Origin of the sequence: Variovorax sp. V35, assembly GCF_041154465.1 — a bacterium.
Lineage (GTDB): Bacteria > Pseudomonadota > Gammaproteobacteria > Burkholderiales > Burkholderiaceae_C > Variovorax > Variovorax boronicumulans.
In genome coordinates this window covers 3,402,782-3,424,671 of the sequence record NZ_AP028666.1, presented here as the reverse complement: position 1 = coordinate 3,424,671, position 21,890 = coordinate 3,402,782, and the positions used below count along the sequence as shown (strand labels likewise).

Annotated in this window: 19 protein-coding genes; 13 read left to right on the top strand and 6 right to left on the bottom strand. The window is 68.8% G+C overall.

All coding sequences use genetic code 11. The features are described from left to right. The first annotated feature begins 31 nt into the window (after window positions 1-31). The 11 genes from ACAM42_RS15790 to ACAM42_RS15740 all read left to right on the top strand — a co-directional run bounded on the left by ACAM42_RS15790 (window position 32) and on the right by ACAM42_RS15740 (window position 13,174). Complete coding sequence (locus ACAM42_RS15790; RefSeq protein ID WP_369632588.1) at window positions 32-703, top strand: riboflavin synthase; 672 nt, start codon at window positions 32-34, stop codon at window positions 701-703. Further along, window positions 700-1,854, top strand: a complete 1,155-nt coding sequence (gene ribBA / locus ACAM42_RS15785) for a bifunctional 3,4-dihydroxy-2-butanone-4-phosphate synthase/GTP cyclohydrolase II (protein WP_062481560.1) — start codon at window positions 700-702, stop codon at window positions 1,852-1,854. Before ACAM42_RS15790 ends, ribBA begins: the two co-directional genes overlap by 4 nt. Before the next feature lie 6 nt (window positions 1,855-1,860). Further along, entirely contained in the window at window positions 1,861-2,322 is a 462-nt protein-coding gene (gene ribH / locus ACAM42_RS15780) for a 6,7-dimethyl-8-ribityllumazine synthase (RefSeq protein ID WP_070060391.1), read from the top strand. Then, complete coding sequence (gene nusB / locus ACAM42_RS15775; protein ID WP_062481565.1) at window positions 2,319-2,849, top strand: transcription antitermination factor NusB; 531 nt, start codon at window positions 2,319-2,321, stop codon at window positions 2,847-2,849. The genes ribH and nusB overlap by 4 nt, the downstream gene beginning before the upstream one ends. Further along, window positions 2,846-4,033 carry a pyridoxal phosphate-dependent aminotransferase gene (locus ACAM42_RS15770; RefSeq protein WP_062481568.1) on the top strand — a complete coding sequence of 396 codons (1,188 nt, stop codon included), beginning with the start codon at window positions 2,846-2,848 and terminating at the stop codon, window positions 4,031-4,033. Before nusB ends, ACAM42_RS15770 begins: the two co-directional genes overlap by 4 nt. After that, window positions 4,030-4,488 (top strand): tol-pal system-associated acyl-CoA thioesterase, encoded by a 459-nt coding sequence (ybgC, locus tag ACAM42_RS15765; RefSeq protein ID WP_070060388.1) that lies wholly within the window; start codon window positions 4,030-4,032, stop codon window positions 4,486-4,488. Before ACAM42_RS15770 ends, ybgC begins: the two co-directional genes overlap by 4 nt. Continuing rightward, entirely contained in the window at window positions 4,485-5,207 is a 723-nt protein-coding gene (gene tolQ, locus ACAM42_RS15760) for a protein TolQ (protein ID WP_062481571.1), read from the top strand. The genes ybgC and tolQ overlap by 4 nt, the downstream gene beginning before the upstream one ends. Window positions 5,208-5,241: 34 nt before the next feature. Then, the gene (locus ACAM42_RS15755; RefSeq protein ID WP_070060386.1) at window positions 5,242-5,679 is read left to right on the top strand and encodes a biopolymer transporter ExbD; all 438 of its coding nucleotides are present in this window, start codon (window positions 5,242-5,244) and stop codon (window positions 5,677-5,679) included. Window positions 5,680-5,682: 3 nt separating this feature from the next. After that, on the top strand, window positions 5,683-6,609 hold the full coding sequence (gene tolA / locus ACAM42_RS15750; protein ID WP_369632587.1) for a cell envelope integrity protein TolA: 927 nt from the start codon (window positions 5,683-5,685) through the stop codon (window positions 6,607-6,609). A 92-nt stretch (window positions 6,610-6,701) separates the two neighbouring features. Next, on the top strand, window positions 6,702-7,949 hold the full coding sequence (locus ACAM42_RS15745; protein ID WP_369632586.1) for a M48 family metalloprotease: 1,248 nt from the start codon (window positions 6,702-6,704) through the stop codon (window positions 7,947-7,949). Continuing rightward, window positions 7,946-13,174 (top strand): AAA domain-containing protein, encoded by a 5,229-nt coding sequence (locus ACAM42_RS15740; RefSeq protein ID WP_369632585.1) that lies wholly within the window; start codon window positions 7,946-7,948, stop codon window positions 13,172-13,174. Before ACAM42_RS15745 ends, ACAM42_RS15740 begins: the two co-directional genes overlap by 4 nt. Here ACAM42_RS15740 and ACAM42_RS15735 read toward each other — a convergent pair. After that, the gene (locus ACAM42_RS15735) at window positions 13,158-13,529 is read right to left on the bottom strand and encodes a YgiW/YdeI family stress tolerance OB fold protein (RefSeq protein WP_083259096.1); all 372 of its coding nucleotides are present in this window, start codon (window positions 13,527-13,529) and stop codon (window positions 13,158-13,160) included. The genes ACAM42_RS15740 and ACAM42_RS15735 overlap by 17 nt on opposite strands. A 95-nt stretch (window positions 13,530-13,624) precedes the next feature. Further along, window positions 13,625-17,143 (bottom strand): DNA polymerase III subunit alpha, encoded by a 3,519-nt coding sequence (gene dnaE, locus ACAM42_RS15730; RefSeq protein WP_369632584.1) that lies wholly within the window; start codon window positions 17,141-17,143, stop codon window positions 13,625-13,627. A gap of 61 nt (window positions 17,144-17,204) precedes the next feature. On the opposite strand from dnaE, the gene ACAM42_RS15725 reads away from it, so the two are divergent. Continuing rightward, the gene (locus ACAM42_RS15725; protein ID WP_369632583.1) at window positions 17,205-17,990 is read left to right on the top strand and encodes a sulfurtransferase; all 786 of its coding nucleotides are present in this window, start codon (window positions 17,205-17,207) and stop codon (window positions 17,988-17,990) included. A 9-nt stretch (window positions 17,991-17,999) separates the two neighbouring features. Here the strand turns inward: ACAM42_RS15725 and ACAM42_RS15720 are convergent, their stop codons facing one another. The 4 genes from ACAM42_RS15720 to ACAM42_RS15705 all read right to left on the bottom strand — a co-directional run bounded on the left by ACAM42_RS15720 (window position 18,000) and on the right by ACAM42_RS15705 (window position 20,770). Then, the gene (locus ACAM42_RS15720; protein ID WP_369632582.1) at window positions 18,000-18,923 is read right to left on the bottom strand and encodes a pirin family protein; all 924 of its coding nucleotides are present in this window, start codon (window positions 18,921-18,923) and stop codon (window positions 18,000-18,002) included. Window positions 18,924-18,957: 34 nt separating this feature from the next. Beyond that, window positions 18,958-19,509: a flavodoxin family protein gene (locus tag ACAM42_RS15715; RefSeq protein WP_070060379.1), complete on the bottom strand. Its 552-nt coding sequence runs from the start codon at window positions 19,507-19,509 to the stop codon at window positions 18,958-18,960. Window positions 19,510-19,586: 77 nt separating this feature from the next. After that, a complete protein-coding gene (locus ACAM42_RS15710) occupies window positions 19,587-20,012 on the bottom strand; it encodes a DoxX family protein (protein ID WP_369632581.1) in 426 nt (141 codons plus the stop codon). 56 nt (window positions 20,013-20,068) lie between these two features. After that, on the bottom strand, window positions 20,069-20,770 hold the full coding sequence (locus ACAM42_RS15705) for a pirin family protein (RefSeq protein WP_062481632.1): 702 nt from the start codon (window positions 20,768-20,770) through the stop codon (window positions 20,069-20,071). 163 nt (window positions 20,771-20,933) lie between these two features. Here ACAM42_RS15705 and ACAM42_RS15700 point away from each other — a divergent pair, with 163 nt between their 5' ends. Continuing rightward, complete coding sequence (locus tag ACAM42_RS15700; RefSeq protein ID WP_062481635.1) at window positions 20,934-21,887, top strand: LysR family transcriptional regulator; 954 nt, start codon at window positions 20,934-20,936, stop codon at window positions 21,885-21,887. Window positions 21,888-21,890: the final 3 nt, after the last annotated feature.

Sequence of the window (21,890 nt, the reverse complement as noted above, 5' to 3'; positions counted from 1 at the left end):
AAGACCCCTCGATGTCTGCGAAAATGTGGAAATGTTCACCGGAATCATCACCGGCGTGGGGCGCATCGCCGCCATCCACGACCTCGGCACCTCCTCCTCCTACGGCAAGCGACTCAGCATCGAGGTGCCCGACGGCTACCTCGACGACGTCGGGCTCGGCGACAGCATCGCGCTCAACGGCGCCTGCATGACGGTCACCACGCTCGCACCTGAACGCGGGCAATTCACCATCGACATTTCCGCGGAGTCCCTCGACAAGACGGCCGGCCTGACCGACGAAGGCAGCCGCATCAACCTCGAGAAGGCCCTGCGCGCGAGCGACCGCCTCGGCGGCCACATCGTCTCGGGCCACGTGGACGGCATCGGCCACGTGAGCTTCTTCGCGCCGGTCGGCGAAAGCTGGGAGCTGCGCGTGGTCGCACCGCCCGCGCTGGCGCGCTTCCTGGCCTACAAGGGCTCCATCACCATCAACGGCGTGAGCCTCACGGTCAACAGCGTGAGCGACATCGCCGAGGGCGCCGAGGTCAGCATCAACCTGATCCCGCACACCGTGGAAAACACCTCCCTCGGCGGCCTGAAGGCCGGCTCGAAGGTCAACCTCGAAATCGACACCGTGGCGCGCTACGTGGAGCGCATGCTTCAGGCCGGCATGCTCACCCCCTCTCTGACGTCTTCCACGTCTCCCAAGGACACTTCGAAATGAACGCCTCCGTCACGCCGATCGGCGCCCCGCGCGCCGACCGTGCACCCGCACCGATCTCCCCGGTCGAAGACATCGTGGCCGAGCTGGCCGCCGGCCGCATGGTCATCCTCGTGGACGAGGAAGACCGCGAGAACGAAGGCGACATCGTCATCGCCGCCGACCACATCACCGCCGAATCCATCAACTTCATGGCCCGCCACGCGCGCGGCCTGATCTGCCTCACGCTCTCGCGCGAGATGTGCGAGCGGCTGCAGCTGCCGCCGATGGTCCAGCGCAACGGCGCCAAGCATTCCACCGCCTTCACCGTCTCCATCGAGGCAGCCGAAGGCGTGACCACCGGCATCTCGGCCGCCGACCGCGCCCGCACCGTGCAGGCCGCCGTGGCGCGCAACGCCGTGGCCGCCGACCTGGTGCAGCCCGGCCACATCTTCCCGCTGCAGGCGGTGGACGGCGGCGTGCTCATGCGCGCCGGCCACACCGAAGCCGGCTGCGACCTGGCCGCCATGGCTGGCTGCTCGCCCGCCTCGGTGATCTGCGAGGTGATGAACGAAGACGGCACGATGGCCCGCCTGCCCGACCTGCAGATCTTCGCGGCCGAACACGGCATCAAGATCGGCACCATCGCCGCGCTCATCGAGCACCGCAGCCGCGTCGAATCGCTGGTCGAAAAAGTCGGCTGCCGCGAAATCCAGACCAACTGGGGCACCTTCACCGCCCATGCCTTCGTCGACAAGCCCAGCCGTGGCGTGCACCTGGCACTGGTGCGCGGCCAGTGGGCGCCCGAAGAGACGGTGTCGGTGCGCGTGCACGAGCCGCTGTCGGTGCTCGACGCACTCGAAGTCAACCGCCCGATGCACTCCTGGAGCCTGGACGCCAGCCTCTCGCACATCGCGAACGAAGGCAAGGGCGTGGCCGTGCTGCTGAACTGCGGCGAAACCGCGGCCGAGCTGCTCGCGCAGTTCGACGGCACCGCGCGCCCCGCGCAAGCCCCGGAGCGCGGTCGCATGGACCTGCGCAACTACGGCATCGGCGCGCAGATCCTGCGCGAATGCGGCGTGCACAAGATGAACCTGCTCGGCGCGCCGCGTCGCATGCCGAGCATGGCCGCCGGCTTCGGCCTCGAGATCGCCGGTTACCTCACGAAAGACTGAACGACCATGCAAGGTTCCAACAAGGGTGAGATCACCCTCAACGGCAAAGGCCTGCGCATCGGCATCGTGCAGGCGCGCTTCAACGCCGACATCACCGACGCACTGGCCACGGCCTGCCTGTCGGAGCTCGAGGCGCTCGGCGTGGCCGCCTCCGACATCCATCATGTGCAGGTGCCCGGCGCGCTCGAAGTGCCCGTGGCGCTGCAGGCGCTCGCCGAGCGCGGCGGCTACCACGCGCTCGTGGCGCTGGGCTGCATCATCCGCGGCGAAACCTACCACTTCGAACTGGTGGCCAACGAATCGGGCGCGAGCGTGAGCCGCGTCGCGCTCGACTACCGCCTGCCCATCGCCAACGCGATCCTCACGACCGAAAACCTCGAACAGGCCGTCGCCCGCCAGACCGACAAGGGCCGCGACGCAGCCCAGGTGGCGGTCGAGATGGCACAACTGCTGGCCACCCTTTCATGACCGAAGACACCTCCAAGTCCGCCAAGCCCCGCCAGTCGCGCACCGGCCTCACCAGCACGGGCGCACGCAAGGCCGCGGCCAAGTCGAACCGCAGCCGCGCGCGCGAGTTCGCGCTGCAGGCGCTCTACCAGCACCTGGTGGGCCGCAACGACCCGACCGACATCGACCACTTCACGCGCGACCTCGCTGGCTTCCACAAGGCCGACGCGGCGCACTACGACGCGCTGCTGCACGGCTCGATCAACGGCGCCGAACAGCTCGACGCACTGATCCTGCCGCTGCTGGACCGCAAGTTCGCGGAAATCTCGCCCATCGAGCACGCCGTGATGTGGATCGGCGTGTACGAGTTCCAGAACTGCCCCGACGTGCCCTGGCGCGTGGTGCTCAACGAGTGCATCGAACTCGCCAAGGAATTCGGCGGCACCGACGGCCACAAGTACGTGAACGCCGTGCTCAACGGCCTGGCACCTCAGCTGCGTCCGCTCGAAGTGGAAGCCGACCGGGCCACCGGCAAGGCGCGCCCATGAGGATCTCGACGCGCGCGCAGCGCATCGAACCGTTTTACGTGATGGAGGTGGCGAAAGCCGCTGGGGTGCTGGCCCGCGAAGTGGCCCACACCGACCGTCCGATGATCTTCCTGAACATCGGCGAGCCCGACTTCACCGCCCCGCCCCTGGTGCAGGAAGCGGCCGCCCGCGCCGTGCGCGCCGGCGCCACGCAGTACACGCAGGCCACCGGCCTGGACCACCTGCGCGAACGCATCAGCGGTTGGTACAAGCAGCGCTTCAACGTCGACGTGCCGGCGCGCCGCATCGTCGTCACGGCCGGTGCCTCGGCCGCGTTGCAGCTGGCCTGCCTCGCGCTGATCGAATCGGGCGACGAGATCCTGATGCCCGACCCGAGCTACCCCTGCAACCGCCACTTCGTGAGCGCTGCGGATGGCAAGGCCGTGCTGGTGCCGACCACGGCCGAGGAGCGCTTCCAGCTCACCGCCGCCAAGGTCGAGGCCGCCTGGACCGACAAGACGCGCGGCGTGCTGCTGGCCTCGCCCTCGAACCCGACCGGCACCTCGATCGCGCCCGACGAGCTGCGCCGCATCCACGAGGTGGTGTCGCAGCGCGGCGGCATCACGCTGATCGACGAGATCTACCTGGGCCTGTCGTACGACGATGCCTTCGGGCAGACGGCGCTGGCCATCGACGACAACGTCATCAGCATCAACAGCTTCAGCAAGTACTTCAACATGACCGGCTGGCGCCTGGGCTGGCTGGTGGTGCCCGAGGTGCTGGTGCCGGTGGTCGAGCGCCTGGCGCAGAACCTCTTCATCTGCGCGAGCACGGTGTCGCAGTACGCCGCGCTGGCCTGCTTCGAGGCCGAGAGCATCGCCGAGTACGAACGCCGCCGCGCCGAGTTCAAGGCCCGCCGCGACTGGTTCATTCCGCAACTGAACGCCCTGGGCCTGAACGTGCCCGTGGTGCCCGACGGCGCCTTCTACGCCTGGGCCGATTGCACGAGCGTGGCCGACAAGCTCGGCATCTCGGGCAGCTGGGACTTCGCCTTCGAGACCATGAAGCGCGCGCACCTGGCCGTCACGCCCGGCCGCGATTTCGGCACGGCCGAAACCGCGAAGTTCGTGCGCTTCTCCACCGCCAGCTCGATGGCGCACCTGCAGGAATCGGTCGAGCGCCTGCGGGCCATGATCGCGCAATGAGTTTCGAGTTTCCGATCCGCGTCTACTGGGAAGACACCGATGCCGGCGGCATCGTGTTCTACGCCAACTACCTGAAGTTCATGGAGCGCGGTCGCACCGAGTGGCTGCGCTCCCTGGGCGTCGAGCAGCGCAAGCTCAAGGAAGCCACCGGCGGCCAGTTCGTGGTGAGCGAAACGCAGCTCAAATACCATCGGCCCTCGCGGCTGGACGACGAACTGCTGGTTACAGCCGAGCTGCGGCAACTGGGCACCGCGTCGTTGATAATCGGTCAGCGCGTGCTATCAAAAACAGAGCAAGAACGCACCGGGGCCGCGGCACCGGTCTTGCTGTGCGAAGGCACGATCCGCATCGGCTGGGTGGACGCCGCCACCTTGCGCCCTGCGCGCATTCCGGCCCAAGTTTCGGGAACCCTCGAGCACTCCAGCGGCTCCATGACTCAACCTTTCAAGCCATGAACCAAGATCTCTCCATCATCAATCTCCTGCTCCACGCCAGCTTCGTGGTGCAACTGGTCGTGCTGTTGCTGGTGATCGTGTCGGTCGCCAGCTGGGCCGCCATCATCCGCAAGTACTTTGCCCTCAAGCGCATCCGCGTGCTCAACGACGACTTCGAGCGCGAGTTCTGGTCAGGCACCAGCCTGAACGAGCTGTTCGCCTCGGCCGCGCAGAATGCCAAGTTCGCCGGCCCCATGGAACGCATCTTTGCCTCTGGCATGCGCGAGTACCAGAAGCTGCGCGAGCGCCATGTGACCGACGCGCCCACGCTGCTCGACGGCGCCCGCCGCGCGATGCGCGCGAGCTTCCAGCGCGAGCTGGATGCGGCCGAGCAGAACCTGTCGTTCCTGGCCACCGTCGGCTCGGTGTCGCCGTACGTGGGCCTCTTCGGCACGGTCTGGGGGATCATGCATGCCTTCACCGGCCTGGCCGCCCTCACGCAGGTGACGCTGGCCACCGTGGCGCCCGGCATCGCCGAAGCGCTGGTCGCCACGGCCATCGGCCTGTTCGCCGCCATTCCCGCGGTGGTCGGCTACAACCGCTTCGCGCGCGAGATCGACAAGATCGCCATCGCCCTGGAGACCTACATCGAAGAGTTCTCCAACATCCTGCAGCGCAACCTCTCGGCCAACCCCGGCGCCGTGACGCCCGCCGCCTCGGTCACCGCCGCGAACCGCTGAAGAGCGGCGCGCACAAGACAAAGGACGCGACGACATGCCTGCCGTTTCATCCCGGGGCCGCGGCCGCCGCACGATCAACGAGATCAACATGGTCCCGTTCATCGACGTGATGCTGGTGCTGCTGATCATCTTCATGGTCACGGCCCCGCTCATCACGCCGAGCGTGATCAACCTGCCGACGGTCGACCGCGCCAACAAGCAGCCCGACAAGCCCATCGAGATCGTCATCAAGAGCGACGACGAAGTGCAGATCAAGAAAGACCCGTCCACCGGCACCGGCGGCGCGTCGATCCCCATGACGCAGATCGGCTCGGCCGCCAAGGCCGCGCAAGGCGGCGACGCCCAGCGCCCCGTGGTCATCAGCGCCGACAAGTCGGTGAAGTACGAAACCGTCGTGAAGGCGATGAACCAGCTCAAGCGCAGCGGCATCGAGCGCGTGGGGCTGTCGGTCACGACCACGGGCGGCAAATAAGGCATGTCGCTCGCCCTGGATCGCCCCGAGTTCGCGCCGCCGCCGCAGCGCGGCACGCCCCGCGCAGTTGCGCTCGCCCTCATTGCCCATGCGCTGCTGATCGCCGCCCTCACCTGGGGCGTGCGCTGGCGCAGCGAAGCCGACGACGGTGCGGTCGATGCCGAGCTGTGGTCGACCACGGTGATGCAGGCCGCCCCGCGCCTGTCGGCGCCGGAGCCGCCGGCCCCCGTGCCCGCACCACCGCCGCCTGCACCCGCTCCGCCCCCGCCGCCTCCCCCGGCCGTCAAGCCGCCCGAGCCGGCGCCCGCCCCTGCGCCCGACATCGCGCTGGAGCGGGAGAAGAAGCTCAAGGAACAGAAGGCGCAGAAGGAGCGCGAGCTCGAGCAGCAGCGCGTGCAGCAGCAAAAGAAGAAGGAGCTCGAGGCCAAGGAGCGCGCCGAGGACGAAGCCGAGCGCAAGAAAGAACAGCAGAAGAAACTGGCCGAGCAGAAGAAGCAGCAGGAAGCCGAGGCCAAGCAGGCCGAAGCGAAGAAGGCGGAGGCGGCCGCCAAGCAGGCCGCCGCCGACCGCGCCGCGACGCTCAAGCGCATGCAGGGCCTGGCAGGCGCCAGCGGCAGCGACGATGCCAAGGGCAACGCCCAGCGTTCGTCCGGCCCGTCCAGCGGCTACGCCGGCCGCATCGCCGCGGCCGTGCGTCCGAACATCACCTTCCCCGATGCCGACAGCGTGAACGGCAACCCCGAGGCCGAGTTCGAAGTGCGACTGGCACCCGACGGCACCATCGTCGGCGTCAAGCTCGCCAAGTCCAGCGGCCTGCCGGCCTGGGACGAGGCGGCGGAACGCGGCCTGCGCAAGACCGACAAGCTGCCGCGCGACACGGACGGGCGCATCTTCCCGTCGCTGATCGTCACGCTCAAGCCCAAGCGTTGACACCCGCAATCACCCACATCGTGGGTGATTGCAAGCGACACCACCCGCTCGTTTAGGATCGTCGGCAACTCATTGTTGCTGGCGCTCCTGACATGGTCGACTCTTTCCCTGCCGTTCGCCTCCAAGACCTGACGCCGCTGCCCTACCAGCAGGCACTGGCCGCCCACCTCCAGGCGAACGAACCCGAGGCCTGGCGCTGGGCCGCTTCGGCCGAAGCGCGCGAAGAACACACGGCCGCCATGCGCGCCGAATTGCTGCGCAGCGCCTACCGCCTCGACGCCGACGCGCACCCCGACCTGCACGCCGACGCCACCCTGGCCGCGCAGCGGCTGGGCGTCACGGCGCGCATCACGCTCTACCAGGCCCCGTCCGGCGACGGCGCGGCCATGAACGCCGCGATCTACGTCGTGCCGGGCGAGGCGCACATCGTGCTCTCGGGCCCGCTGCTCGAAAAGCTGCAGCCGCCCGAGCGGCAGGCCGTGCTCGGCCACGAGCTCGCGCACTACCTGCTGTGGGAGCGCGACGGCGGCAAGCACCACGTCGTCGACCGCCTGCTGCACGCCACGGCGGCCGACCCGCGCGCCGATGCGAGCCACCTGCAGGCCGCGCGGCGCCATGCGCTGTACACCGAGGCCTTTGCCGACCGCGGCGGCTGCGTGGCCTGCGGCGCGCTCGAGCCCGCCGTGAGCGCGCTCATCAAGATCGAAACCGGCCTCACGCAGGTCAACGTGGCGAGCTACCTGGCGCAGGCCGAGGAAATCTGCGCCGCCCCCAGCAACAAGGCGCTGCAGACGCGCGGCGTGAGCCACCCCGAGGTGTTCGTGCGCGCCCGCGCGCTGCGCCTGTGGGCCGGCCGCGAGCACGACGCCGACGAATGGCTGGCCGCCGCGCTCGAAGGTCCGCTCGACCTGGGCACGCTCGACATGCTCGGCCAGCAACGCGTGAGTGCCCTCACGCGCGGCACCCTGGCGCAGCTGCTGCAGCGGCCCGTGCTGCAGTCGGACTCGCTGCTGGCGCATGCGCGCCGCTTCTTCCCCGACTTCGCGCCGCCCACGTCGGCGATGCCGCTGCCCGAGCCCGCGCCCGCCGGCCTGCACGACTACCTGGCCAGCGTGCTGGTCGACTTCGTCGCCGCCGACCCCGAGATGGACGACGTCACCCTCGCCGCCGCGCTGGGCCTGGCCGACGCGCTCGGCTGCGACACGCCCTTCGAACAGCGCGTGCTGAAGGACCTGGGTCTGTCCAAACGCAACTTCACCCGCGTCAAGCGCGATGCCGCCGCCTTGCTCGACAAGGCCGCCACCACCCCGTCGTCTTCTTCGCAGGCTGCCGCCGCATGACCCTCGCTCCCGCCCCGCTCCTGCAACTGCTCGCCACCGCCGAGGCCCACGGCGGCCTGCAGACCGACGACGTGCTCAAGCTCGTGCTGCCGCTGCTGCGCGAGGTCTCGGCCCTGCACGAACTCGGCCACGTCGCCGCGCTCGGCAACGCCTTCGCCTACCGCGTGACCGACGCGCCCGCCGAACCCGCGCTGGCACTCGCGCAGCCTGAAGGCACCGCGCCGCGCCGCCACCCCGAGGCCATCGCGCCCCTCGAACAACCCGCCGCCTCGGTGCTGCGCGTGGTCGGCGAAACGCGCCTGACCGTCGATGCCGACGCCGGCGTCGCGCTCGAGAACCTCGCGGTGATGCCCGAGGCCGGCCCCGACACCGTGCCCACGCGCCCCGTCTACCTGCCCGGCTACGCCGCGTGGGAGCTGCGCCTGGGCCACCACGACGCGCTCGGCGACATCCTGTGCCTGGGCCAGGTGCTGGCCAGCCTGTCGTGCGGTCTCGACTTCACCGACGGCGACGACCTGACCCGCTTTGCCACGCACCGCGGCAACCTGTTCGAGCTGAACCGCCGGCTGCACCCGGTGGTGGCCGCCGTGATCTTCGAGATGACCGCGCTCGACCGCCACGAACGCGCACGCGACCTGCCTTCGGTCATCCGCCGCCTCGAGACCTACCGCGACCAGCCCGTCGACCTCGGCCTGGACCGCATCGCACCGGCAAGGGACGGCGCGGGCCAGCGCCGCCAGGCGATCCAGCTGCACCTGCGCGACCGCCTGTTCGACCTGTCGCGACGCAACCGCCTGCTGTACTTCAAGCCGACGCAGGCGCATGTGAACCTCACCGTCGCCAGCGTGCCGCTGGTCGTCGACCTGAACAGCATCCGCACCGACCAGCTGTGCGTGTGGGACGGCCGCTTTGCCACTGACATTGCCAGTTGCGCCCCCGTGCCGCTCGCGCGCTGGCTGCGCTTCGAAGACCAGCCCTACCTGCCCGGTGCGCTCGACCGCATCCTGCAGGAGGCGCGGCGCGACCGGGCCGAGTACGGCTTCTCGCAGCTGTCGCTGGTGATCGCCTTCCTGCGCTGGCACAACCTCAAGGAGGGCGAGGCCGAACGCGCCGAGCGCATCGCCTCGCCGCTGCTGATGCTGCCGGTGGAGCTCACGCGCAAGAAAGGCGTGCGCGACCAGTACCTGCTCGAAGCCTCAGCCAGCGAAGCGCAGGTGAACCCCACGCTGCGCCATCACCTGCGCCAGCTCTACGGCATTGCGCTGCCCGAGACGGTCGACCTGCGCGAGACCTCGCTCGAACAGTTCCACGCCCAGCTGTCGGCGCAGATCGCGCAGAGCGAACCCGGCGTGCAGCTGAGGCTCGTGAAGCAGCCCGAGATCGCCGTGATGCACCAGCGCGCGCGCCAGCGGCTCGAGCAGTTCAAGCGCCGCACCCGCGTGCGCTCGCCCTCAACGGTGCCCGTGGCCGCGCAAGACTTCAGCTACGCGCAGGACGACTTCCGTCCGCGCGGGCTGCAGCTGTTCCATGCGCGCGTGCGCCCCGTGCCGCTGCCGGTGCGCGAGGCCGTAGGTGGCGCGCCGCAGCCGCGCGCGCCACAGATGGCGGCCACCGCCATGACCGACACCAGCGACACCGAGCGCAAGACCTTCGCGCTGCGCGAGAGCAGCGGCAACCCCTATCAGTGGGACATCGACCTCACGGCCGTGACGCTGGGCAACTTCAACCACCGCAAGATGTCGCTGGTGCGCGACTACTCGGGGCTGACCGAATCCGACCTGGCGAGCGAAGCCTTCGACCGCGTGTTCTCGCTGCAGCCGCGCCGCGTCGACGCCGAGACGCCACCCGCCCTGCCGCTGGCCGACCAGTGGCCCGTGGTGCAGGCCGACGCCACGCAGACCGCCGCGGTGGCGCTGGCGCGCACCGGCACCAGCTACATCATCCAGGGCCCGCCGGGCACGGGGAAGTCGCAGACCATCACCAACCTGATCGCCGACTACGTGGGCCGCGGCCAGCGCGTGCTGTTCGTCTGCGAGAAGCGCGCCGCCATCGACGTCGTGTTCCACCGCCTGCGCCAGCAGGGGCTGGACGAGCTGTGCTGCATGATCCACGACTCGCAGGGCGACAAGAAGGCCTTCGTGCAGAACCTGCGCAAGACCTACGAGCTGTGGCTCGAGGCGCCCGGCACGCTGGCGCAGGAAAGCACCGAGCGCACGCAGGTGCTCGACGCCATGGACCTCGACCTGCGCGCGCTCGAACGCTTCGACGCGGCCATGCACGACGTGCCCGAACACATCGCCGTGACGCTGCGCGAATTGCTGTCGCGGCTGGTGGCGCTCAAGGCCGGCGACCCGTCGCTCACACCGGTGCAGGCCGAAGCATTGCCCGCCTTCGCGGCCTGGCGCCGGCATGCGGAGCTGGTGTCGCGCCTGCACCTGGCCGTGACCGAAAGCCTGGGCGCGCCCAGCTTCGCGCAGCATGTGTTCGCGCAGCTCGCGCCCTCGCTGCTGGCGCAGGAGAAACCGCTGGCGCGGCTGGTCGAACGCAGCGAACGCGCCATCGACCTGAGCGCCCCCTGCCGCGACGCGCTGGTCGATGCCTGGCCACCGCTGGCCGAGGCCGGCGTGCTGTGGCGCGATGCGCTCGCCGTGGTGGCCGATGCGCGCAGCGTCGCGGCGCTGGCCGCGCGCGGCCAGCTGGCGCTGCTCGACGCCGCGCACCCGAGCAGCCTCGTACTCGGCAATGCCCTGAACGAAAAACGCACGCTGCAGCAGGCGCTCGATGCGCAGCTGCAGCGCACCGCCCACTGGCGCGACAAGCTCTCGCCCGGCGACACCGAAGCCGCGCTGGCGCAGGCCCGCGCGCAACAGGGCTCGCTGCTGCGCTGGCTGCAGCCCTCGTGGTGGCGCCTGTCGGGCGAACTCAAGCGCCGCTACGACTTCGCCGCCCATGCCGTGCGTCCGCAGCCCAGCCAGATCCTCGAAGACCTGCGCGCCGAACAGGCCGCGCGCACCGCGCTCGACCAGCAGGCGGCGCGCCTCGAGGCCGACTACGGCTGCACCGACGCCGAGGCCTTCGCGCAGCAGCTGCAGGCGATGCGCGGCATCGACGCCGGCGCCGGCCTGCGCGCGGCGTTCCAGGCCTATCTGCGCACTGACACGGCCCGCCGCAGCGTCGAGCAGCTCGTCGCCACAGCACCGCGCGTCGACACGCTCGATGCCCTCTGGCGCGACCTGCTGCACGACGCTGGCGCGCAACCGCTGGCCGCGCTCGACGCCCTGGCCCGCACGCTGCGCGACCAGGCCGACGCGCTGCCGTCGGTGCTGCAGCCGCTGCAGGAACTGGCCGATGCCGACCCGGCCGTGGCCGCCGCGCTGCGTACCCTGCCGCTGCCGCCCGAGGCCATCGAGTACGCCGTCGCGCGCGAAGGGCTGGAGCGCGTGTACCGCACCGAACGCTGGCTGCCGCGCTTCGACGGCGCCACGCTCGCACGCCATGCGCAGCGCCTGGGCGAAGGCGAACGCAAGCTGCTCGAACGCAATGCGCGCACGCTCGCCGCCGCGGTGCGCCAGCGTTTCCGCGACCATGTGCAAAAGAGCGCCCTGCCCGCCAGCCAGCTCGACGCCGACGGCAAGGTCTTCAAGAAGAGCTACAACGCCGGCCGCCGCGAGCTCGAGCACGAGTTCGGCAAGACCATGCGCTACAAGGCGATCCGCGAACTGGCCAGTGGCGACACCGGCCGCGTGGTGCGCGACATGAAGCCGATCTGGCTCATGAGCCCGCTGTCGGTGTCCGACACGCTGCCGCTCGCGGCCGACCTGTTCGACGTGGTGATCTTCGACGAGGCCAGCCAGATCCCGGTCGAGGAAGCCGTGCCCGCGCTGTACCGCGCGCCGCAGATCATCGTGGTGGGCGACGAGATGCAGCTGCCTCCGACGAGCTTCTTCTCGTCGGGCCGCGACGCCGAGGAAGACACCCTGTCGGTGGCAGGCGACGATGCAGAGAACGGCGAAGAAGGCGAACGCATCGCCGTCGTGCTCGACGCCGACAGCCTGCTGAACCAGGGCGCGCGCAACCTGCCGGCCACGCTGCTGGCCTGGCACTACCGCAGCCGCTACGAATCGCTCATCGGTTTTTCGAACGCGGCCTTCTACGCGGGCAACCTGTACACCATTCCCGATCGCAGCCTGCCCGCGCCCGAGCGCGGCGAGATCGTGGTGCAGTCGCGCAGCCCGACCGACGAGTCCGTGAAGGCGCAGGTCGACGCCCTGCTCTCGCGCGCCATCAGCTTCCACCGCGTGGCCGATGCGGTGTACGAGAACCGCATCAACGACGGCGAGGCACGCCACATCGCGCAGCTGGTTCGCGAGCTGCTGCGCCGCGAGACCGGGCGCAGCCTGGGCATCGTGGCGTTCTCGGAAGCGCAACAGGGCGAGATCGAGGAGGAGCTGAACGCGCTCGGCGCGGTCGATGCCGACTTCGCGGCGCGGCTGGAGGCCGAGTACGTGCGCGAGGAAGACGACCAGTTCTGCGGCCTCTTCATCAAGAACCTGGAGAACGTGCAGGGCGACGAGCGCGACATCATCATCCTCAGCATCTGCTACGGCCCCAACCCCGAGGGCCGCATGCTGATGAACTTCGGTCCCATCAACCAGCGCGGCGGTGAGAAGCGGCTGAACGTGATCTTCAGCCGTGCCAAGCACCACATGGCAGTGGTCTCGACCATCCGCCACGAGGCGATCACCAACGACCACAACGAAGGCGCAGCGGCGCTCAAGAACTTCCTGCGCTATGCCGAGTGCCTGTCACGCGGCGACGAGGACACGGCGCGGCGCGTGCTCGAAGGCATGAACCCGCTGGCGCGTGGCCACGTGGCGCGGCAGGCGCGCACGGACGAGGTCACGGCGCAGATCGCGCAGGCGCTGCGCGCACGCGGCCATGCGGTGGACGAACAGGTGGGGCAGTCGCGTTTTCGCTGCGACCTCGCGGTGCGCGCGGCGGGCCAGGGCCACTATGCGCTGGGCCTCCTCGTGGACGGTGCGGCACAGGAAGGCACGCGCCACAACGTGCTGGAGCGCTACGTCTCGCGTCCGCGCATCCTCGACGCTTTCGGCTGGCAGGTGATGCAGGTGCTGGCCAAGGACTGGCTGCACGCCCCCGAGGCCGTGCTCGACCAGGTCGAACAGGCGCTCGGAAAAAAGGCCGGGGTCAGCGCAGGACGGTGATGACGCGCTTCACGTCGAGTTCGGTCTTGCCGGTGAGCCGGTCCTTGTCGAACTCGCCGCTGAGCTCGACGCGCACCTTGTCGTCGATCTTCACGCCCGGCGGGAAGTACTTGGCGTCGATCTCGACCTTCAGGCGCCCCGTGTCGTCGGCAAAGGTGTAGTGCTCGCCGCCGTCGTGCGAGACGATGAAGCCGCGCACCGTGGCGTGCTGGTCGTCCTGGCCGGTCTCGATCAGCTGCTTGACCGTGAGATTCGGCACCGAGCTCGGGCCGGCGTACTGGGCCCAGGCCGCGGCCATGGGCAGCGCCACGCCGAACGTCAGCGCGGTGGTCTTGAGGATCTTCTTGAAATGCATGCGGTCATTCCTCCTGTGAGTGGCCCAAGGCCAGGTTGCAACAGTCTGATGGACCGCGCGCAGGCCCCGAGGTTCCCCGGGGCCGCGCGATCCGATCAATCGTAGATGACCTGCGCCTTGCCCGCTTCGGCCTGCGCGGTCCAGCTCGCGAGCGCCGCATCGGTCGGGAAGAACTTGGCGCGCTCGCCCAATTGCAACTCGACCTGCGCCCCGCCCCGTGCCATCGACAGGCGCACGGGCAGGCCGTGCACCAGGTCACCGACCTCGGTCTGCTCGGTGCGCGCCGGAAAGTCTTTCAGGAGGCGCGCAATCTCGGGCACCTTGCCGTTGACCGCCACGCGCAGGAACTTGCCGAAGCGGCAACGCGCCGAGGCCAGGTCCCACACCTGCTGCACCTGGAAGCGCGCCTCGAAGCCGCCGCGCGCGGGCTGCAGCTTGCCGCTCACGATGACGAGTTCGTCGTCCTTCAGCGTGTTGCGGTTGGCGTTGATGAGCGCCTCGTCGGCCGTGGCGTCGATGGACTCCGACTTGTCGTCCAGCTTGAAGATCGCCAGCCGGCCGCGCTGGCCGTTGATGACGCGGAAGTCGCTCACGATGCCGGCGATGACCTGCGGGTCGCGGCTGTCGAGCAGGTCGCCGATCTCGCGCTTGCAGAATCGCCGCACCTCGTGCGAGACCTCGTCGAACAGATGGCCCGACAGGTAGAAGCCCACGGCGGTTTTCTCGAAGGTCAGGCGCTCCTTCACGCCCCAAGGCGTGGCATCGACCAGGTCGGGCTCCTGCGTGGCCGAGCCGTGCTCGCAGTCGCCGAAGATGTCGGCCTGCGAGGCGTTGGCCGCCGTGGCAATGGCGAACTCGAAGGCGCGGTCGACCGAGGCGATGAGCGAGGCGCGGTTCTGCTGGATGGCGTCGAACGCGCCGGCCTTGATGAGCGCTTCGACCGTGCGCTTGTTGATGCGCTGGCGGTCGATGCGCACGCAGAAGTCGTACAGGCTCTTGAACGGCCCGCCCTCTTCGCGCGCCCGCACCACGGCCTCAACCGCGAGCTGGCCCGTGCCCTTCACGGCGCCCAGGCCATACCGGATGATCCGGTTGGTGACGGGCTCGAAGCGGTAGTTGCCGCGGTTCACGTCCGGCGGCTCGAAGGTGATGTTGAAATTCTTCTGGGCGTCTTCGAACAAGAGCTTGAGCTTGTCCGTGTCGTCCATTTCCACGGTCATATTGGCGCAGAAGAACTCGGCCGTGTAGTGGACCTTGAGCCAGCCCGTGTGGTACGCCAGCAGCGAGTAGGCGGCGGCGTGCGACTTGTTGAAGCCGTAGCCCGCGAACTTCTCCATCAAGTCGAAGATTTCGTCGGCCTTGTCCTGCACGATGCCGTGCGTGGCCAGGGCACCCGCGCGGAACTTCTCGCGGTGCTCGGCCATTTCCTCGAGCTTCTTCTTGCCCATCGCGCGGCGCAGCAAGTCGGCGCCGCCCAGCGAGTAGCCGCCCAGGATCTGCGCGGTCTGCATCACCTGCTCCTGGTAGACCATGATCCCGTAGGTCTCGGAGAGCATTTCGGCCACGGCCGGGTGCGGGTACTCCACGTCTTCGCGACCGTGCTTGCGCGCCACGAAGCTGGGGATCAGGTCCATCGGGCCCGGACGGTACAGCGCGTTCAGCGCGATCAGGTCTTCCAGGCGCGTGGGCCGGGCGTCCTTCAGCATGCCCTGCATGCCGCGGGATTCAAACTGGAACACGGCCTCGGTCTTGCCGTCGGAGAACAGGCGGTAGGTCGGCCCGTCGTTCAGCGGGATGTTCTCGAACGCGAAGTTCTCCTGGCCCTTGTGGCGCTTCATGATGAACTCGCGCGCGATCTCCAGGATCGTGAGCGTGGCCAGGCCCAAGAAGTCGAACTTCACGAGGCCGATGGCTTCGACGTCGTCCTTGTCGTACTGGCTCACGGCCGACTCGCTGCCGGGCTGCTGGTACAGCGGGCAGAAGTCGGTGAGCTTGCCCGGCGCAATGAGCACGCCGCCGGCGTGCATGCCGATGTTGCGGGTCATGCCTTCGAGCTTCTGCGCGAGCTCGACCAGCATGCGCACTTCTTCTTCCTTCTCGATGCGCTCCGCCAGCTGCGGCTCCATCTCGATGGCGTAGTTGTTCTTGTCGCCTTCGATCTTGGTCGCGGGCGGGTACTGCAGCGTGACCGACATGCCCGGCTTGTTCGGGATCAGCTTGCTGATGCCGTCACAGAACATGTAGCTCATGTCGAGCACGCGGCCCACGTCGCGGATGGCCGCGCGCGCGGCCATGGTGCCGAAGGTGGCGATCTGGCTCACGGCGTTGCGGCCGTACTTGTCCTTCACGTAGTCGATCACGCGATCCCGGTTGCCCTGGCAGAAGTCGATGTCGAAGTCGGGCATCGAGACGCGTTCGGGGTTCAGGAAACGTTCGAACAGCAGCTTGTATTCGAGCGGGTCGAGGTCGGTGATCTTCAGCGCGTAGGCCACGAGCGAGCCCGCACCCGAGCCCCGGCCCGGTCCCACGGGGCAGCCGTTTTCCTTGGCCCACTTGATGAAGTCGCCCACGATCAGGAAGTAGCCCGGGAAGCCCATGTTCAGGATCGTGTTGATCTCGAACTCCAGGCGCTCCACGTAGCGCGGCCGTTCGGCCTCGCGCTTGGCTTCGTCGGGGTACAGGTGCTTCAGCCGCACCTCAAGGCCCTCGAACGACTCCTGGCGGAAGAATTCGCCGATCGGCATGCGCACGCCTTCGCTGATGAAGGGCGTGGGAAAGTCAGGCAGCTGCGGCTTGCCGAGCACCAGCGTGAGGTTGCAGCGCTTGGCGATCTCGACCGTGTTGGCCAGCGCGCTCGGCACATCGGCGAACAGCGCCTGCATCTCGGCGCTCGACTTGAAGTACTGCTCTTCGGTGAACTTGCGCACGCGGCGCGGGTTGCCGAGGATTTCGCCTTCGGAAATGCACACGCGCGCCTCGTGCGCCTCGTAGTCCTGGCGTTCGGCGAACTGCACCGGGTGCGTGGCCACCACCGGCAGCTTCAGGCGGGCGGCGAGCTTCACGGCGGCGATCACGTGCGGCTCGTCTTCCGGACGGCCGGCGCGCTGCAGCTCGATGTAGAAGCGGTGCGGGAACATGCCCGCCAGTTGCAGCGCCAGTTCGGCGGCGCGCTCTTCCTGGCCCTGCAGCAGCGGCTGGCCCAGCGGCCCGGCCTGTGCGCCCGACAGTGCGATCAAACCGCCCTGCAGCTCCTGCAGCCATTCGAGCTTGCAGGCCGCCTGCGACTGGCCGCGGCTCACGTTCTGCGTCCAGGCCCGGGCCAGCAGCTCCGACAGGTTGAGGTAGCCCTCCATGTTCTGCACCAGCAGAATGAGGCGGGTCAGCGCGCCGGGCTCCTTGCCCAGCCCGTCGATGAAGATTTCAGCGCCGATGACGGGCTTGACGCCCTTGCCCCGGCCCTGCTTGTAGAACTTGACCGTCCCGAACAGGTTGTTCAGGTCGGTGATGGCCAGCGCGGGCTGCTTGTCGGCAGCGGCGGCCTTGATGACTTCGTCGATTCGATTCGTGCCATCGACGACGGAAAACTCGGTGTGCAGACGCAGGTGAACAAACATCCGTCGATTGTAGGAAGCCGCCCTCCACGATGTGGTGTGGCGATCCCTACAATCCCGCCCCGTGCAAGAGATTTTGAATATCGCCGCCTACAAGTTCGTGGGCATCAACGACAGCCCCGTGCTGCGTGAGACCCTGCGCGAGCGCGCGCAGGCCCTGGGCCTGATGGGCACGATCCTGCTGGCGCCCGAAGGTATCAACCTGTTTCTGGCGGGGACGGCGCAGGCCATCCACGCGTTTCTGGCCGACCTGCGCGCCGACGCGCGCTTTGCCGACCTCGAAACCAAGGAAAGCTGGTCGGCCACGCAGCCCTTCCGGCGCATGCTGGTGAAGCTCAAGCGCGAGATCATCCGCATGGACCACCCCGCGATCCAGCCCGCCGCCGGCCGCGCGCCCGGCGTGGACGCGCCCACGCTGAAGCGCTGGCTCGACCAGGGCCACGACGACGAGGGCCGCGAGATCGTGATGCTGGACACGCGCAACGACTTCGAAGTCGACGAAGGCACCTTCGACGGCGCGGTCGACTGGCGCATCACCAAGTTCACCGAATTCCCGCCCGCATTGAAGGCGCACCGCGCCGACTTCGAGGGCAAGACGGTGGTGAGCTTCTGCACCGGCGGCATCCGCTGCGAGAAGGCGGCCATCCTCATGCGCGAGGAAGGCATGGAGCACGTGCTGCAGCTCGAAGGCGGCATCCTCAAGTACTTCGAGGACGTCGGCGGCGCGCACTACCACGGCGATTGCTTCGTGTTCGATGGCCGCCGGGCCCTGGCGCCCGACCTCAGCGCGCGCGCCTCCGATGCCAGCGCCCGGGCCTCGGAAGACCCGGACATCGGCATCAAGCAATAAACGGAAGGCTCAGACCGGCGTCGTGCCCGTGTCGGGCTCGCGCACGCCGAAGGGCTTGCCCGGCAGCGGAATGAACTCGGTCTCGCCGGGCACGTGGCCCATGCGCTGCGCGGCCCAGTCGGCACCGGCTTCGAGGATGCGCTCGCGCCGGCTCGAGACGAAATTCCAGGTGATGTAGCGCGGGCCGTCCAGCGGCTCGCCGCCGATCACCATCAGGCGCACGGCCGTGTCGGCAGTGAACACCGCGCCCTGCCCGTCGGGCAGCACCGCCATCGTGTGGGCGGGGGCCGGCTCACCGTTCACGCGCGCATCGCCGTCGACCATGTAGACCGCCAGTTCGGGCGCCAGCGCGGGCAGCTCGAAGCGGCCGCCGGCCGGCAGTGCGATGTCGAGGTAGACCGTCTGCGCCAGCGTCTTCACCGGCGAGCGCACGCCGAAGGCCTCGCCCACCAGCACGCGCACCGGCACGCCCTGCACCGTCAGCTCGGGAATGGCGTCGGCCGGCGTGTGCTCGAAGCTGGGTTCGACCTCTTCATGGGCCTGCGGCAGCGCGGCCCACAGCTGCAGGCCGTGGTTCACGAAAGTGTCGGCCAGCAGGCGTTCGGGCTTGCGCTCGGAGTGCACGATGCCGCGTCCCGCAGTCATCCAGTTGATGGCGCCGGGCTGGATCTCCTGCACGCTGCCCAGGCTGTCGCGGTGCATCATCGCGCCCTCGAACAGGTAGGTGACCGTCGACAGGCCGATGTGCGGGTGCGGCCGCACGTCGTGCGCGTTGCCGGGCTGCTCGGTGGCCGGGCCGAAGTGGTCGAAGAACACGAAGGGCCCGACCGAGCGGCGCTGCGCCGCCGGCAGCACGCGCCGCACGTTGAAGCCACCGCCCAGGTCCTTGTCGTGGGGCCGCAGCAATTGGATTTCGGGGATGGTGTCGGTCATCGTGGTGTCCTTGTGGGCGAAGTTCGGTGGGGCGTTATGCGCGCGATCTTGCCACCGCGCCGACGCGCTCGCCGAAGGCACGCGCGGTTTCCAGGTCGCCCTTGGGCATCTCGGCCGGGCTCGCGTCCGAGGGCGACTGCGTGAGCAGGCCACCGTAGCCGCCGACGTAGTTCATCGCGTCGCGCGTGGCCGCCTTGTTGTTGGTCGGCAGGATGCCCATGCTGACCCAGATGCCGCTGTGCTGCATGGCCAGCGTCCACAGGTAGGTCATGGTCGTGACCTTGTCGCCGTTCATCGTGGCGCTGTTGGTGAAGCCGGCGAAGAGCTTGTCTTTCCAGCCTTGCGTGTACCAGACCTTCGACGACGCGTCGGCGAATTTCTTGAACTGCCAGCTCACGCCGCCCATGTAGGTCGGCGAGCCGAAGATGATCGCGTCGGCCGCGGCCAGCGTCTCCCAGCCACCGGCCGGCAGGTTGCCGTCGGCGTCGATGGCGAGCAGCTGCGCGCCCGCCCCGTCGGCCACGGCCTGGGCCACGCGCTGGGTGTGGCCGTAGCCGGAATGGAAGACAACGACGATGTTTGCCATGAAACGGATTTCCTCAAAGAAGCGATGAAGTCAGCAGGCCGCGCCCACGAGGTGTGCGCGGCCTGGGGGGAGCGAGCTTACTTTTTATCGATGCTGAAACGGCCGGCACCGAAGGCGGCGAAAGCCAGCAGACCGCCTGCGATCGCGATGTTCTTGAAGAACATCAGCTGGTTCACGAAGGCCTTGTCGGCGGGCATGCCCCAGTAGTTGTGGAACATCACGGCGGCGGCCACGGTGAAGACCGCCAGCACGATGGCCGACACGCGCGTCTTGAAGCCGACCAGCAGCAGCAGGCCGAGCCCCAGCTCCACGACGATCGCGATCACCGCCGCGACCTGCGGCAGCGGTGCGCCCACCGAGGAGATGTACCCCACGGTGCCGGCAAAGCCCATGAGCTTGCCGAAGCCGGCGGGCACGAACAGCGCTGCAAGCAGCACGCGGCCGATGAGTGCCAGCGTGTCCTGGGCGGCGTTGGGGGCGGTGGTTGTGGTCGTAATGGCCATGGTGAAACTCCTCGTTGGTTGTTGAAGCTAAAGGGACAGGAAAAAAAGACGCCGTCTCAGGCCGTCAGGTCGAACACCAGCACTTCGGCATCCTTGCCGGCGCCGAGCGTGAGTTGCGATTCGCCTTCGAGCATCGCGGCGTCGCCGCCCACGAGCTTCTGGCCGTTGACTTCGAGCTCGCCGCGCACCAGGTGCACGTAGCTCTTGCGTTGCGGGTCGAGCGCCAGGCTGGCAGTCTCGTCGCCGTCGAACAGGCCGGCGAACAGGCGTGCGTCGGCGTTCACCGTCACCGAGCCGTCGCGGCCGTCGGGCGAGGCCACCAGGCGCAGGGTGCCGCGCTTCTCGGCGTCGCTGAACTGCTTCTGCTCGTAGCCGGGGGTGATGCCGCGTTCCTTGGGCTCGATCCAGATCTGCAGGAAGTGCGTGGTCTCGTCGGCCTTGTGGTTGAACTCGCTGTGCATCACGCCACGGCCGGCGCTCATGCGCTGCACGTCGCCCGGCGGAATGGATTCGATGTTGCCCATGCTGTCCTTGTGCGCGAGTTCGCCCGAGAGCACGTAGCTGATGATCTCCATGTCCCGGTGGCCGTGGGTGCCGAAGCCGGCGCCCGCCGCCACGCGGTCTTCGTTGATCACCCGCAGGTTGCCGAAGCCCATGTAGGCCGGATCGTAGTACCCCGCGAAGGAAAAGCTGTGGAACGAGCGCAGCCAGCCATGGTCGGCATAACCGCGTTCCTGGGATTTACGCACTTGCAACATATCGAACTCCTTGCTGCCCCACCCGGTTCGGGCGCCGGGGCTTTCGTCGTGGGCCGCGCCGGATGCGCAGCGGATGAGAAGAATTCTGGACCTCCATTCCCCTCTGAAAGACGCCCGGATTTGATGGCATCATTCAAATTATTTGAATGATGGAGCCCGCCCCATGACGAGCGCCCGAGACGTCCTCACCCCCGACGCGCTGGCCATGCTGCAGACGGTGGCCACCACCGGCAGCTTCGCCGCCGCCGCGCGCGCGCTCGGCCTGGTGCCCAGCGCGCTGAGCTACCGCGTGCGCCAGATCGAGGACGCGCTCGACGTGCTGCTGTTCGACCGCAGCGCGCGCCAGGCCCGCATCACCGAGGCCGGCGCCGAACTGCTGCGCGAGGCCGCGCGCCTGCTCGGCGAGATCGACGCCGTGGCCAACCGCGTGAAGCGCGTGGCCACCGGCTGGGAGCCGATGCTGACCATCGCGGTCGACAGCGTGATCGCGCGCGACCCGCTGCTCGACCTGTGCACCGCCTTCTTCGCGCTCGAGCCGCCCACGCGCCTGAAGCTGCGCGACGAAACGCTGCTCGGCACCATCGAGGCGCTGACCAGCGGCGAGGCCGATCTGGCGATCGGCGCGGTGCTCGATGCCGCGAGCCTGGCCTTTACCGCCACCGGCATTCGCAGCCGGCCGATCGGCGAACTGCGCTTCGTGTTCGCGGTGGCGCCGCACCATCCGCTCGCACGCCTGCCGCAGCCGCTGAGCGACGCGGTGCTGCGCCAGCACCGCGCGGTGGCCGCGGCCGACTCGGTGCGCAGCGGGCCGAGCATGACCGTGAACCTCGTCGGCGGGCAGGACGTGCTCACCGTGCCCAGCATGCAGGCCAAGATCGCCGCGCAGCTGCACGGCCTGGGCGGCGGCTTCCTGCCCGAGCCGATGGCGCGGCCCTACATCGAGGCCGGCCACCTCGTCGAGCTGCAGACCGAACGCCAGCCGCCGCTGGGCACCATGCACTGCGCGTGGCGCGTGCGCAGCGCGGGCAAGCCGGGGCGCGCGCTCGCATGGTGGCTCGCGCAGTTCGAGCACGAGGGCACGCGCAAGGCGCTGCTTGAACGGCACCGGGGCCGTTGAACG

Excerpts from the sequence above, each read along its gene's own strand:
- ACAM42_RS15790 (WP_369632588.1), top strand. The coding sequence starts at position 32 with ATGTTCACCGGAATCATCACCGGCGTGGGGCGCATCGCCGCCATCCAC.
- ribBA (WP_062481560.1), top strand. The coding sequence starts at position 700 with ATGAACGCCTCCGTCACGCCGATCGGCGCCCCGCGCGCCGACCGTGCA.
- ribH (WP_070060391.1), top strand. The coding sequence starts at position 1,861 with ATGCAAGGTTCCAACAAGGGTGAGATCACCCTCAACGGCAAAGGCCTG.
- nusB (WP_062481565.1), top strand. The coding sequence starts at position 2,319 with ATGACCGAAGACACCTCCAAGTCCGCCAAGCCCCGCCAGTCGCGCACC.
- ACAM42_RS15770 (WP_062481568.1), top strand. The coding sequence starts at position 2,846 with ATGAGGATCTCGACGCGCGCGCAGCGCATCGAACCGTTTTACGTGATG.
- ybgC (WP_070060388.1), top strand. The coding sequence starts at position 4,030 with ATGAGTTTCGAGTTTCCGATCCGCGTCTACTGGGAAGACACCGATGCC.
- tolQ (WP_062481571.1), top strand. The coding sequence starts at position 4,485 with ATGAACCAAGATCTCTCCATCATCAATCTCCTGCTCCACGCCAGCTTC.
- ACAM42_RS15755 (WP_070060386.1), top strand. The coding sequence starts at position 5,242 with ATGCCTGCCGTTTCATCCCGGGGCCGCGGCCGCCGCACGATCAACGAG.
- tolA (WP_369632587.1), top strand. The coding sequence starts at position 5,683 with ATGTCGCTCGCCCTGGATCGCCCCGAGTTCGCGCCGCCGCCGCAGCGC.
- ACAM42_RS15745 (WP_369632586.1), top strand. The coding sequence starts at position 6,702 with ATGGTCGACTCTTTCCCTGCCGTTCGCCTCCAAGACCTGACGCCGCTG.
- ACAM42_RS15740 (WP_369632585.1), top strand. The coding sequence starts at position 7,946 with ATGACCCTCGCTCCCGCCCCGCTCCTGCAACTGCTCGCCACCGCCGAG.
- ACAM42_RS15735 (WP_083259096.1), bottom strand. The coding sequence starts at position 13,529 with ATGCATTTCAAGAAGATCCTCAAGACCACCGCGCTGACGTTCGGCGTG.
- dnaE (WP_369632584.1), bottom strand. The coding sequence starts at position 17,143 with ATGTTTGTTCACCTGCGTCTGCACACCGAGTTTTCCGTCGTCGATGGC.
- ACAM42_RS15720 (WP_369632582.1), bottom strand. The coding sequence starts at position 18,923 with ATGACCGACACCATCCCCGAAATCCAATTGCTGCGGCCCCACGACAAG.
- ACAM42_RS15715 (WP_070060379.1), bottom strand. The coding sequence starts at position 19,509 with ATGGCAAACATCGTCGTTGTCTTCCATTCCGGCTACGGCCACACCCAG.
- ACAM42_RS15710 (WP_369632581.1), bottom strand. The coding sequence starts at position 20,012 with ATGGCCATTACGACCACAACCACCGCCCCCAACGCCGCCCAGGACACG.
- ACAM42_RS15705 (WP_062481632.1), bottom strand. The coding sequence starts at position 20,770 with ATGTTGCAAGTGCGTAAATCCCAGGAACGCGGTTATGCCGACCATGGC.
- ACAM42_RS15700 (WP_062481635.1), top strand. The coding sequence starts at position 20,934 with ATGACGAGCGCCCGAGACGTCCTCACCCCCGACGCGCTGGCCATGCTG.